An 11,724-nucleotide genomic window follows, 5' to 3' on the forward strand; every position below is an offset into this window, starting at 1 on the left:
CGCATGAAGATCCTCATCCTGGGTGCAGGGCAGGTCGGCACGTCGGTGGCATCGGCGCTGGCGTCCGAAAACAACGACATCACCGTCGTCGACACCGACCACCAGCGCCTGCGCGACCTGGCGGAAAAACTCGACATCCGCACCGTGGTCGGCCATGCCTCGCTGCCCGACGTGCTGGCCCAGGCGGGCGCCGAGGAAGCCGAGCTGCTGGTGGCCGTGACGTCCAGCGACGAAGTGAACCTGATCGCCTGCCAGGTGGCCCAGCACCAGTTCCGCACGCCCACCCGGGTGGCACGCCTGCGCGAGGCCCAGTACCTGGACGTGGCCGCCCTGGCCGACCCGGAACACTCCGCGGTAAGCGCTGCGATCAGCCCCGAACAGCTGGTCTGCCGGCACGTCGCGCGACTCATCGAATACCCCGGCGCGCTGCAGGTCCTGGACTTTGCCGAAGGCCGGGTGCAGCTGGTGGCGGTGCGCGCGGTGCCCGGCGGCGCCCTCGTCGGCCATGAAATCCGCGAACTTCGCGAACACCTGCCCACCGGCGTCGACGCCCGCGTGGCCGCCATCTTCCGCAAGGGCCGGCCGGTGCAGCCCGAGGGCAATACGGTCATCGAGGTGGACGACGAGGTCTTCTTCCTGGCTGAGCGCAAGCACATCCTGACGGTGATGGCCGAGCTGCGCCGCGTCGACATGCGCCCGGCCCGGCGCCTGCTCATCGCCGGCGGCGGCAACATCGGCCGCAACCTCGCCCGCAGCCTGGAAGGCCGCTACTCGGTGAAGGTGCTGGAGCGTTCCCGCGAACGCGCCCGCGGCATCGCCGAGGACCTGCTCAACTCCATCGTGCTGGTCGGCGACTGCGCGGACGAAGACCTGCTGCGCGAGGAAAACATCGACCAGACCGACGTCTACTGCGCGATGACCAACGACGACGAGGCCAACATCCTCTCGGCGATGCTGGCCAAGCGCATGGGCTGCCCGCGGGTGATTTCGCTCATCAACCGCCCCAGCTACGCCGAGCTCGTGGAAGGCGGCAGCATCGACATCGCCGTCAGCCCGCAGCTGGTGACCCTGGGTGCGCTGCTGGCGCACATCCGCGAAGGCGCGCCGGCGCGGGTGTACTCCCTGCGCCGCGGCGCCGCCGAGGCGATCGAGGCCGTGGTCCGCGGCGACGCCCGCACCTCGCGCGTGATCGGCCGTGCGCTCGACGAACTCGAACTGCCGCCGGGCACCACCATCGGCGGCATCGTGCGTGGCGAGAAGCTGCTGATCGCCCACCACGACGTCGTGATCGAACAGGGCGACCACGTCATCCTGTTCGTGATGGACAAGCGCGAGATGGCCCGGGTGAGTGCCCTGTTCCAGACCGGGGCGACCTGGCTGTGAGCCAACGCTTCCGCGCCATCCAGCGCATCATGGGCGTGATCATCGTGCTCTCGTCGATGACCAAGTTGCTGCCCGGTTTCCTGGCCCTGGCCTGGGACGAAGAGGGTACGGCGCCGGTGTTCTTCGGCAGTTTCCTGGCCAGCGGCCTGCTGGGTGTTTTCCTGTGGCTGCCGGTGCGCCACGTGAAGTACGACCTGCGGCTGCGCGACGGCTTCCTGATCGTCACGTTCACCTGGTTCTTCGCCAGCCTGGTGTCGGCGCTGCCCTTCGTGCACGGGCCACCGCACCTCGACTACGCCGAGGCCTTCTTCGAAGCCACGTCCGGCCTGACCACCACCGGCGCGACGGTCATCGCCAACCTCGATTCGCTGCCCCGCAGCGTGCTGTTCTACCGGCAGCTGCTGCAGTTCCTCGGCGGCATGGGGATCGTGATCCTGGCGGTGGCGATCCTGCCGATGCTCAAGATCGGCGGTACCCAGCTGTTCCGCGCCGAGAGCACCGGGCCGACCAAGGACACCAAGCTGACCCCGCGCATCGCGCAAACGGCCAAGGCGCTTTGGGGCGTCTATTTCGGGCTTACCGTGCTGTGCGCGGGCGCCTACTGGGCCGCCGGCATGAGCCTGTTCGACGCGATCTGCCATTCACTGTCCACGGTGTCGACCGCCGGTTTCTCGACCCATGACGCGGCGCTGGACTACTGGAACAGTCCGCTCATCGACTGGATCGCGATCATCTTCATGGCCCTGGGCGGCATCAACTTCGGCCTGCATTTCGTCGCCTGGCGGCGCGCATCGATGAGCGTGTACGGCGGCGACTCCGAGCTGCGTTCCTACCTGCGCATCCTGGCGGTGGCGGCGGTGGTGGTCACCGTGGTGGCCTGGGCCGGAGGTACCTTCGACAGCTTCGGCGAATCTTTCCGCCGCGCGACCTTCCAGGTGGTGTCGGCGATGACCACCACCGGCTTCGCGACCTCGTCGTTCCACGAATGGTCGCACCCAGCGCCGTTGCTGATCGTGGGCCTGGCCTTTATCGGCGGCTGTTCGGGCTCGACCGTCGGCGGCCTGAAAGTCGCCCGCGTGGTGATGGTGGTGCGCCAGGGCTTCCGCGAGATCAAGCAGCTGGTGCACCCCAAGGCCCAGTTCCTGGTGAAGATGGGCGGCCGCCGCGTGTCCGAGTCGGTGGTGCTGTCGGTCAGCGGCTTCATCGCGATCTGGATGCTGTGCTTCGTGGTGCTGATGGTCGGCTTCAACCTGGGCGGCCTGGACCTGGAGTCGTCCTTCGGCGGCGCCGTCGCCACGCTCACCAATCTCGGCCCCGGCCTGGGCAGCGTGGCCGTGACCTGGGCCCATGCCGGCGACCCGGCCATCTGGCTGGGCAGCCTGGGCATGATCCTGGGCCGCCTGGAGGTGTTCTCGCTGCTGGTGCTGCTTACGCCGGCGTTCTGGCGGGAGTAGGCGCGGCCTCCATCGCCGCGGCCAGCTGGTCGCGCAGTGCCATGGCTTCGTCGGCGGGCAGGTAGCGGATGCGCAGCGGCTCGTCGAAGGGGCTGGCGCCCACCGTGTCCATCATCAGCGTGGCCATGCCGTGGTAGCGGTCGATCGGCGACTGCACCAGCACCAGCGACTGGATCTTGCGCACCTCGGCGAAGCGCCAGCGCTTGTCCAGCCAGCCCTCGCGCACGGCGATGACGCCGGCTTCCTCGCTCCAGCCGGCGTGCCGGGCCCAGACGATGGCGCGCACCAGGAACAGCGGCACCAGCAACAGGGCCAGCAGCCCGACGGGACCGTTGATGTAGGTCGCCACGCCCACCAGCGCCAGGCTCAGCAGCGCCGGAAAGGTGAACTGTCGCCGCCAGGCGCGGTGGTGCAGCCGGCGCCAGGCCTGCATCGGCCAGTGCCCCACCGGCAGCAGGTGCTGGATGAGCGCGTCGATCTTCTCCGGCGTGGCAACCGGCGCCAGGTCGCGCACGGAACGCTGGTCGTTGGCGGCTTGGATGGACGCGCTGTCCACGCGCAGGCTCTGGCGGCCGAACCAGCGGTGCAGCAGGCCCTCGCGCAGGCTCCAGGCCTGGATGCGCGAGCGCGGCATGTTCGCGCGCAGGCGGGTCAGCAGGCCACGCTGGGCGCTCAGCCGCCGGCCCTGTTCGGTCAGGGTGAAGCCGTGGAACTGCAGCAGCGCCAGCACCACCGACAGCGCGCGCAGCGCGACCACGAAAAACACCAGCAGCGCGATCGCCCCGATCACCCAGCCCACCCAGTCGAGTTGCTGGCTGCGGCCCCAGTCCACCGCGTCGGCGGCCCAGGGTTCGACCAGCACGTCCAGCAGGTCGGCCTGGGCCAGCAGGCCGAAGGCGGCGGCAACGGCGATCAGGCCTCGGTTGGAGATCAGGCCCAGCCGCACCACTTCGCCGGTGGACAGCCACAGCAGCACGCGGCTTTCCGGCAGGGCCGGCGTTTCGCCGTCGCCCTCGCCGGCGGCGGCCTGAGACCCGGCGCCCTGCGCACGCACCAGCTCTTCCAGCGCCTGCGCGTCCACGAGTGAAAGCACGCGCATCTCGGCCTCCGGCTTCATGCCGCCGGCGGATTCGAGCCGCACCTCCGCCACGCCGAACAGCCGGTGCAGCAGCGACTGGTGCACGGCGACGTTGTGCACGCGCTGGTAGGGAATGTGCCGGTGGCTCTTTTGCAGCACGCCGCTACGGATGACGATGCCGTCGTCCTCGACGCGGAAGCGGTAGTAGAAATATTGCAGCAGCGACACCAGCACCAGCACGCCGCCACCGGCCAGGCCCCACAGCTCCCAGGAATTGCCCCGGCCGGTGAACAGCAGCACCAGCAGCGGAAATGCGAAGGACTTGAGCTGCTGGATCAGCACGAACAGCCAGGACCACGGGTGCAGGCGGCGTTCGCCGCCGCCGCGGCTGAGCGACTCAGAGGCTGTCGTCATTGCGGTCCGTTTCCGGCAGCAGGGCGTCGCGCAGGGCCACGGCGTCGTCGTCGAGGAAGCCGGACTGGCGCAGCGCATTCATGCGGGTGCCGGCCGTGTGCACGACCAGGGTGGCCAGGCCGAAGTGGCGTTCGACCGGTCCGCGTTCCAGGTCCAGGTGCTGCACGCGGCTGCGCGGCACCAGGATTTCCTTGTGCCAGACCACGCCGCGCCGCACCCGCAGGCCGCCGGGGCTCAGGCGCCAGTGGGTGCGCCGCCAGCGGATCCGGGCGATCAGCGCGAACAGCAGCGCGGGCAGCAGGGCGACGACCAGGCCAATGCCGGCTTTTCCGGCCAGGCCCAGGTCCAGGCCGACCGCCAGCGGTACGCCCGCCGCGATGCCGATGACCAGGCCCCAGAGCACGCCCACGCCAGCACCGACCTTGCGGGCGGCGGGGGCAAGCGGCTGCCAGTCCTCGCCGAAGGGCTGGAATGGCGGAGCGGCGGGGTTGGTTGGATTCATCCGGGTTCCTTAGCGCGGGCGCTGGTAGGGATTGGCTTCGCCCGAACCGGGCGGCCTGAGTGTGTAGCGTTTGTAGGTCCACTGATACTGCCGCAGGTCACGCCGGGCCACGGCTTCGACGGCAGCGTTCATGGCGGTCGTGGCGGCCACGATGTCCTTGCTGGCGATGTCGGCCGGTGCCGGCTCGAAGCGCACGGTGAAGCGGCCGTCTTCGTGGCGTTCGGCGTAACCCACCAGCACGGGCGCGCCGGTGCGCGCGGCCAGCTTGGGGATCAGGCTCAGGGTGAGCGCGTGCACGCCGAAAAAGGGCGCGAACTCGCCGCCGCCCAGCTTGGGCTGGTGGTCGGGCGTGATGCCCACGGCTTCGCCGGCCTGCAGTGCGCGCAGCAGCGGTCGCATCGCGGTGGCTTCGGCGGGTACCAGGCGCACGTTGTCGCCGCCGCGGGCCAGGCGCAGGAAGCCGTCGCCGGTGGGGCTTTCCGGCACCCGGTACACCAGGCTGAAAGGCCCGCGTGCGGCCATGAATTCCACCAGCAGCTCCCAGCTGCCGTAGTGCGGGGCGGCAATGAGCACCCCACGGCCGGCGCGTTCGGCGGCCTCGAGGTGCGCCAGGCCCTCGCATCCGGCCACCAGGCGCAGCGTGGCCTCGCGGCGGGCCGTCCATAGCCGCAGTGTTTCGAGCGCGGCGCGGCCGGTTTCGCGCATTACCGCGCGCACCAGGGCCTCGCGTTCGCCCGGGGCGTGGCCGGGCAGGGCCAGTTCGAGGTTGCGCCGAGCGACGCGCGGCTCGCGGCCGTTGGCGCGCCAGGCCAGTTCACCCAGGGCCGTGCCCAGTCCGCGCTGCAGCGCCCGGGGCAGGCGGCCTACGAGCCAGGCGGCGGCATAGAGAAAACGGCTGGCGACGGGCACGGAAGGCATCGCCGGAGTGTAAGGGAATCGCCAAACCGCCCGGCCGGATTGACCGTCCGTGCGGCGCGCGGCGACGATGCCGCCATGATCGCCCTCATCCAGCGCGTGCTTGAAGCCAGTGTCCGAGTCGACGGCGAGGTGGTGGGCGCCATTGGCCCCGGCCTGCTGGCGCTGGTGGCCGTGGAGCCGGGCGACGACGAGGTCCGCATCGCCCGCATGGCCGACCGGCTGCTGGGCTACCGGGTCTTCGCCGATGACCAGGGCCGCATGAACCGGTCCCTCGCCGATACCGGCGGCGGCCTGCTGCTGGTCAGCCAGTTCACCCTGGCGGCCGACACCCGCAGCGGCATGCGGCCCAGCTTCACCTCGGCCGCCAGCCCGGAGGAGGGCCGGCGGTGCTTCGACCGGCTGGTGGAGCTGTGCCGGGCCCGGCACCCGCACCTTGAAACCGGGCGCTTCGGCGCCCACATGCTTGTCAGCCTGGCCAACGATGGCCCAGTCACCTTCCGACTGCAGTCGTAGGCGTCCAAAACCCCCTGTTAATCAAACAGATAGCTAGGCGGGCGGGCGTCCTGTATACTGCGCGGTTCCATTTTCCCTCGTCTCGGGACACGTTTTCATGGCCAACGATCGTCCGGCGCAGCAGTCCGAAATCAAGCAGCTGATCAGCAAGGGCCTCGAGCAGGGTTATCTGACCTATGCCGAGGTCAACGATCACCTGCCCGACGACATCGTCGATGCCGAACAGCTCGAAGACATCATCGGCATGATCAACGGCATGGGCATCGAGGTGCACGAGGTTGCGCCCGACGCCGAGACGCTGCTGCTGTCCGATTCCTCGTCGCAGCGTGATTCCGACGACACCGCCGCCGAGGAAGCCGCCGCCGCGCTCACCGCGCTCGACAGCGAAGGTGGCCGCACCACCGACCCGGTGCGCATGTACATGCGCGAAATGGGCTCGGTCGAGCTGCTCACCCGCGAAGGCGAGATCGCCATCGCCAAGCGCATCGAGGAAGGCCTGAACCAGGTCCACGCCTCGCTGGCCAGCTTCCCGTGGTCGATCCAGCTGCTGCTCGAGGACTACGACCAGCACCTGGAAGGCAAGAAGCGCCTGAACGAAGTCGTGGTCGGCTTCCTGGACATGGAAGAGCCCGAGGCCGTGGTGCCCGACGCGGCCACCGCCAGCGACGAAGACGCCGAATCCGAAGACGACGATGACGCGACCGACGGCGACGACGAAGAAGAAACCGTCGTCGACACCGGTCCGGACCCGGCCGAGGTCGGCCGCCGGATGGACGCGCTCAAGGCGCTCTACACCAAGTTCCAGAAGACCCACGTCAAGTACGGCGCCTCCGACAAGAAGACCGTCAAGGTCCGCGAGGAAATGGCCGCGGAATTCCTGCGCCTCAAGCTGCCGCTCGCGCTGATGGACGCCTTCGTGCGCAAGCTGCGCGAGGTGGTCAATTCGGTCAAGGAACACGAGCGCAAGGTGCTCGACATCTGCGTGCGCGGCGCCCGCATGCCGCGCAAGGACTTCCTGCGCGCCTGGCCGGGCAACGAGATCAACCTCGACTGGGCCGACGAAGTCATCCGTCGCAAGCAGAAGTGGGCTTCCGGCGTGCGCGAGCACAAGGACGAGATCGTCGCCGAGCAGCACAAGCTGGTGGGCATCGAGCAGTCGCTGTTCCTGTCGCTGCCGGACATCAAGGAAATCAACCGCGCCATGGCCTATGGCGAGGCCAAGGCCCGCAAGGCCAAGAAGGAAATGGTTGAGGCCAACCTGCGCCTCGTGATTTCCATCGCCAAGAAGTACACCAACCGCGGCCTGCAGTTCCTCGACCTCATCCAGGAAGGCAACATCGGCCTGATGAAGGCCGTGGACAAGTTCGAATACCGCCGCGGCTACAAGTTCTCCACGTACGCCACCTGGTGGATCCGCCAGGCCATCACCCGCTCGATCGCCGACCAGGCGCGCACCATCCGCATCCCGGTGCACATGATCGAGACCATCAACAAGCTCAACCGTATTTCCCGCCAGATGCTGCAGGAAATGGGTCGTGAACCGACCCCGGAAGAGCTTGCCAAGAAGATGGAGATGCCCGAGGACAAGATCCGCAAGGTGCTCAAGATCGCCAAGGAGCCCATTTCGATGGAGACCCCGATCGGCGACGACGAGGATTCGCACCTGGGCGATTTCATCGAGGACATCAGCATCGAGTCGCCGATCGACGCGACCACGAACCTGGGCCTGATGGAAACGGTTCGCGACGTGCTGGCCGGCCTCACCCCGCGCGAGGCCAAGGTGCTGCGCATGCGCTTCGGCATCGACATGAACACCGACCACACCCTCGAGGAAGTCGGTAAGCAGTTCGACGTCACCCGCGAACGCATCCGCCAGATCGAAGCCAAGGCCCTGCGCAAGCTGCGCCACCCGACCCGTTCGGAACAGCTGCGCAGCTTCCTCGACCTCGAGTAAGTCCGGCTCCCCCGGCTCCCTCGCGGGAGAGGGGCGGCGAGACCGGAAAAACGGCCGCGCAAGCGGCCGTTTTCGTTATACGATTCCCCCCACGGGCCTATAGCTCAATGGTTAGAGCAGGGGACTCATCGAAAGGTGTCGCCGCCCAGGAATGGGCGGACGAGAACGGGATGAATTCAGGGAAACCGCAGCGGCGTGGCGACACGGACGGCGGCAATCCTGAGCCAAGCCGGCGGTACACCGCCGGAAGGTGCAGAGACTACCTGGGGGCTGAAGTGCCCTTGATGACAGGCTAGAGCGTCCCGCACCCCACACGCCTCGGCGAAGGGTGAAGAGATAGTCCGCGCCGGGGGAAACTCCGGGACCACGCGAATCCCTTGGTTCCAGGTTCGAGTCCTGGTGGGCCCACCACATTGGCATCCAGCGGTGTCCAACACATGCAACGCTGGCAGCTTTGGGGGCGTTTGGCCGAATGCAGAATTGCTAAGCGGATCGGGGGTATCTTCGAGGCTTCCGCCAAAAAGGATGGCAGCGGATATCTCGACAATCTCGCCTTGGCGTATATCGCGAGAAGCGAAGACACCAAGCCCTTTGGCAGTGCCTGTATCCCCGAGGTAGCCGATTGGTGCTTTGAATTTAGCGGGGGAGTTGTTCATCTAGCTGTTGCCATCACCCAAGCTGACTACGCGATCAAGCATGGTGGCCGCCCCTACGGGTTTAGCTGAACTTCCTTCTTCACGACGGCGCCATTGCGCGACAAGGTCACGACCACGGTCTGGCCTCGCTTCGAGTCCGTGATTTCGCCAAATCGAGTCTGGTCCGGTATGCGGGTTCCGTCGATATCCAGGAGTACATCCCCAGGAAGGATGTCCGCGTAGAAGGCAGGCGTGTCGTTCACTACCGTCTGGACGACCACAGCCTGGTTCGTCTGCAGTTGCTGCCTTTCCTGATCCTCCAAGTTTCGAACGTATGCGCCGAGGGTGAAGCGCTGGCGGACGAAGTAGGCGGCTGCGTAGTCATTCCGGTGCGTCGTGATGGGGATATAGGTCGTTTGGCTGCCGTAGGTGGTCGTGGTCGAGTTGCCGTAGACGTTTACCGAACCAGCCGAGCCATACGCAGTTGCCGTACCGCTGGTGTACGACGTGGTGGTGGTTGGCGTCGTGATGGGTAGATTGGACGTCACTGATCCGGTGTAGGTCGGGTTGACCACCAGGACGATATCGGCCCCCACGGCTTGACCCTGCTCTAAGGCCGACTGCTCCGACTCGCGGGCACCGCTGTTAAAGCTTGAGTACCCGATGAGCCCATATCCGCGCTGCGCATAGGCAGCGACTATCTGCTCCGGATTGGCAGGGGCTGACTTTTCGAGTGTTGGCATCGGAGGCGCGGGGGCCGCCCGACGCTTTGCGATGTTCTCGGGTGTCACTCCTGGGACGGGGGTATAGAAGGCCTTGTAGCCGCTGCTTGCGCAGCCGGCCAGAACGAGGGTGAGGAGAGCCAGGGCTGTCCCTGCCCGCATGCAATTCTTGGTGTCCACAGTTTTCCCCTGTAACGGCAATCGCTGGGACCCGAGAGCGTGCGGTCCCTATCCGGCGAACGGGCTACCCCAGCCTGTCCGGCCAAGGGTAGACCACCCGCCGTGGACCAGCGGCGAGAATTACTCGCACCCCACCCCATCATTGTCGCGATCAAGATGGCTGCCGTACCCCGGATCGCCCCGCTTGACGGGCGCCGCCCCAGCCTCCCTGGCCTCCGTGCAGTTCACGTAGCTGGTGGAGCTAGCCTTCGCCGCAAATGGCCTCTGCAAGGCCGTGGAAGGGGGTGCCGCACGCGGCTTCGCCTTCGGAGAGTGGCAGTGGTAGTCCCCGGTCTTTCGGTTCGTGTGGCACCCGTCCGCATTTGTCCCGCCGCTGTGGGCCTGAGACTGCCACGCAACCGCACAGGTCGCTAAGACGACGAATAGCTGCGCCATCCTGGGCAAGCGCATATTGGTCACCGATTGGTCGATACCCCTGGCCAACGGAAAGCATGCCACGAGGCGGCCATGCCTAGGCCTCCTTGGGTGGCCGGACTGCCACGGACTTGGCGTTTCGGTTAAGGACACCGGAAGGGGCGATGTCAAAGCCAGATTTCCCGCCACTGTTGCAGGCTGGGTTCCACCCGCTCGATCGAGCGGGCTTGGAGGAGCTGTGTGTGTCCGCGTTTCCAGGGAGTACGACGCGGCGGGAGCTGCTGGACCAGTTTGACGCGTTTATGGGCGAACTCCGTGGCTATGGCCTGAAAGGCCAGATATGGATCGACGGCTCCTTTGTCACTGAGAAACCGGACCCAAGTGACATCGATCTGCTTTGGGTGCCGGAGCCTGAATGTTTGCCACAGTTCACAGCCAACCAAAGTCGCCTGAATCAGCTATTCGGTACTTCGCGTGGGGCGAAGGCCATCTTTCAATGCGATGCTTTTATGGTGAATCCTGGGGACCTGAATCAACTCGCATACTGGCGCGGTCTTTTTGGCTTCTGCCATGACCAAGAGACCCCCAAAGGGCTTATCGTAGCGACACTATGAACAGGATCGCTTGGCTGGAGCAGCAGATCGAGAGTGCAGCGGCCCTGATCCCGCAAGGCAGTAGCGCGGCTGAGCCATTCGCGACACTCGCGAGCGACTCCATGCGAGCTCACTTGGCTGAGCTCCAGCATGATCTCTATCTCGCGAAAGCTGAGCGTGCAAAGGAGCTAGTGACGCTTCGATTGATCGGCCCTCGGCTAAACGCCGGGGCGATCCCGCTGGTGTTTCTGTCCAAGCTGGCAGATAGCTTTAGTCGAGCGATGGAATCGATCTCCTACAAGCTGCAGCATGGGGTGGATGAGAAGCGATCTTCAGAAGCGCTGCAGAACATTTTGGATTTGCGGTTGGCCGATGTCGTTGCGGGTTCTACACAACTGGTCATCACCGGGAATGTGACGCCCGACCTTGCGGGTGACTCCCTTCTGGAGTCTAGCCTCAAGGCGACGTTTCAGCTCCTGCGTTCCGACGCAAGCGAGCTGGCGGCAAATGCACTGAACGCTGGGCCAAAAGGGGCCCGTCAGCTTGGGAAGCTGCTGAAGGAGCTGGAAGACGAGAAGTGTAGCGTTGAGTTGGCATGGACGGACCCGGCAGACGTCAGTCACAGTTGGACGGCATCGCCGTACAGGGTGGCTGAGCTTCGCTATAGGCTGGCGCAGCTTTCTGAGGTTGCGCCGGAGGTGTTGACTGTATTCGCAGAGGTAGAACTGCTCAGCGCGAGAGGGCGAATTACACTGCGAACCAACGATGGCGATAAGATCGCAGCTAAGTACCCGCGTGAACTGTATCCCGCCGTCCAAGAGCTGCATCTCGGTCAGAAGACGGAGTTCAAGGTGCTGCTCAACAGGATGCACAACCCAACAACAGAGCAGGACATTCAAAGCTACACGCTTCTAAGCGTGGGGCCAGCCCTTCCTCAGGTCAGTTAATCGCGTAGGTTGAGCTG

The 11,724-nt window shown here is 66.1% G+C and carries 12 protein-coding genes; 7 read left to right on the forward strand and 5 right to left on the reverse strand.

All coding sequences use genetic code 11. The annotated features are described in order from the left end of the window. Positions 1-3 precede the first annotated feature (3 nt). The gene (gene trkA, locus ACYVJH_RS11555) at positions 4-1,383 is read left to right on the forward strand and encodes a Trk system potassium transporter TrkA (RefSeq protein ID WP_460454791.1); all 1,380 of its coding nucleotides are present in this window, start codon (positions 4-6) and stop codon (positions 1,381-1,383) included. Further along, on the forward strand, positions 1,380-2,837 hold the full coding sequence (locus ACYVJH_RS11560) for a potassium transporter TrkG (RefSeq protein ID WP_460454792.1): 1,458 nt from the start codon (positions 1,380-1,382) through the stop codon (positions 2,835-2,837). Before trkA ends, ACYVJH_RS11560 begins: the two co-directional genes overlap by 4 nt. Here ACYVJH_RS11560 and ACYVJH_RS11565 read toward each other — a convergent pair. The 3 genes from ACYVJH_RS11565 to ACYVJH_RS11575 are packed head-to-tail and all read right to left on the reverse strand — an operon-like array spanning position 2,812 to position 5,749. After that, a complete protein-coding gene (locus ACYVJH_RS11565) occupies positions 2,812-4,329 on the reverse strand; it encodes a PH domain-containing protein (RefSeq protein WP_460454793.1) in 1,518 nt (505 codons plus the stop codon). The genes ACYVJH_RS11560 and ACYVJH_RS11565 overlap by 26 nt on opposite strands. Further along, the gene (locus ACYVJH_RS11570; RefSeq protein ID WP_460454794.1) at positions 4,313-4,831 is read right to left on the reverse strand and encodes a PH domain-containing protein; all 519 of its coding nucleotides are present in this window, start codon (positions 4,829-4,831) and stop codon (positions 4,313-4,315) included. Before ACYVJH_RS11570 ends, ACYVJH_RS11565 begins: the two co-directional genes overlap by 17 nt. A gap of 9 nt (positions 4,832-4,840) precedes the next feature. Further along, positions 4,841-5,749: an LpxL/LpxP family acyltransferase gene (locus tag ACYVJH_RS11575; protein ID WP_460454795.1), complete on the reverse strand. Its 909-nt coding sequence runs from the start codon at positions 5,747-5,749 to the stop codon at positions 4,841-4,843. Positions 5,750-5,824: 75 nt separating this feature from the next. Between ACYVJH_RS11575 and dtd the strand changes: the two genes are divergently transcribed. From dtd to ACYVJH_RS11590, 3 genes are all read left to right on the forward strand, one after another. Continuing rightward, positions 5,825-6,262 (forward strand): D-aminoacyl-tRNA deacylase, encoded by a 438-nt coding sequence (gene dtd / locus ACYVJH_RS11580; protein WP_460454796.1) that lies wholly within the window; start codon positions 5,825-5,827, stop codon positions 6,260-6,262. A gap of 97 nt (positions 6,263-6,359) precedes the next feature. After that, complete coding sequence (gene rpoD, locus ACYVJH_RS11585; RefSeq protein WP_188663192.1) at positions 6,360-8,216, forward strand: RNA polymerase sigma factor RpoD; 1,857 nt, start codon at positions 6,360-6,362, stop codon at positions 8,214-8,216. A 437-nt stretch (positions 8,217-8,653) separates the two neighbouring features. Then, positions 8,654-8,941, forward strand: coding sequence for a hypothetical protein (locus tag ACYVJH_RS11590; RefSeq protein ID WP_460454797.1), 288 nt, complete (start codon positions 8,654-8,656; stop codon positions 8,939-8,941). On the opposite strand, the gene ACYVJH_RS11595 is transcribed toward ACYVJH_RS11590, so the two are convergent. Both ACYVJH_RS11595 and ACYVJH_RS11600 read right to left on the reverse strand, forming a co-directional pair. Beyond that, positions 8,926-9,753, reverse strand: coding sequence for a PDZ domain-containing protein (locus ACYVJH_RS11595; RefSeq protein ID WP_460454798.1), 828 nt, complete (start codon positions 9,751-9,753; stop codon positions 8,926-8,928). The two genes, ACYVJH_RS11590 and ACYVJH_RS11595, sit on opposite strands and share 16 nt — an antisense overlap. 120 nt (positions 9,754-9,873) lie before the next feature. After that, positions 9,874-10,203, reverse strand: a complete 330-nt coding sequence (locus ACYVJH_RS11600; protein WP_460454874.1) for an excalibur calcium-binding domain-containing protein — start codon at positions 10,201-10,203, stop codon at positions 9,874-9,876. Positions 10,204-10,331: 128 nt separating this feature from the next. Between ACYVJH_RS11600 and ACYVJH_RS11605 the strand changes: the two genes are divergently transcribed. Both ACYVJH_RS11605 and ACYVJH_RS11610 read left to right on the forward strand, forming a co-directional pair. Then, entirely contained in the window at positions 10,332-10,781 is a 450-nt protein-coding gene (locus ACYVJH_RS11605; RefSeq protein ID WP_460454799.1) for a DUF6932 family protein, read from the forward strand. Beyond that, a complete protein-coding gene (locus ACYVJH_RS11610; RefSeq protein ID WP_460454800.1) occupies positions 10,778-11,707 on the forward strand; it encodes a hypothetical protein in 930 nt (309 codons plus the stop codon). Before ACYVJH_RS11605 ends, ACYVJH_RS11610 begins: the two co-directional genes overlap by 4 nt. Positions 11,708-11,724: the final 17 nt, after the last annotated feature.

The organism is Arenimonas aestuarii (assembly GCF_054781715.1).

Bases quoted from the DNA above. Each gene is read 5' to 3' on its own strand.
- trkA (WP_460454791.1), top strand. From the start codon at position 4: ATGAAGATCCTCATCCTGGGTGCAGGGCAGGTCGGCACGTCGGTGGCA.
- ACYVJH_RS11565 (WP_460454793.1), bottom strand. From the start codon at position 4,329: ATGACGACAGCCTCTGAGTCGCTCAGCCGCGGCGGCGGCGAACGCCGC.
- ACYVJH_RS11570 (WP_460454794.1), bottom strand. From the start codon at position 4,831: ATGAATCCAACCAACCCCGCCGCTCCGCCATTCCAGCCCTTCGGCGAG.
- ACYVJH_RS11575 (WP_460454795.1), bottom strand. From the start codon at position 5,749: ATGCCTTCCGTGCCCGTCGCCAGCCGTTTTCTCTATGCCGCCGCCTGG.
- dtd (WP_460454796.1), top strand. From the start codon at position 5,825: ATGATCGCCCTCATCCAGCGCGTGCTTGAAGCCAGTGTCCGAGTCGAC.
- rpoD (WP_188663192.1), top strand. From the start codon at position 6,360: ATGGCCAACGATCGTCCGGCGCAGCAGTCCGAAATCAAGCAGCTGATC.
- ACYVJH_RS11590 (WP_460454797.1), top strand. From the start codon at position 8,654: ATGCAACGCTGGCAGCTTTGGGGGCGTTTGGCCGAATGCAGAATTGCT.
- ACYVJH_RS11600 (WP_460454874.1), bottom strand. From the start codon at position 10,203: ATGCGCTTGCCCAGGATGGCGCAGCTATTCGTCGTCTTAGCGACCTGT.
- ACYVJH_RS11605 (WP_460454799.1), top strand. From the start codon at position 10,332: ATGTCAAAGCCAGATTTCCCGCCACTGTTGCAGGCTGGGTTCCACCCG.
- ACYVJH_RS11610 (WP_460454800.1), top strand. From the start codon at position 10,778: ATGAACAGGATCGCTTGGCTGGAGCAGCAGATCGAGAGTGCAGCGGCC.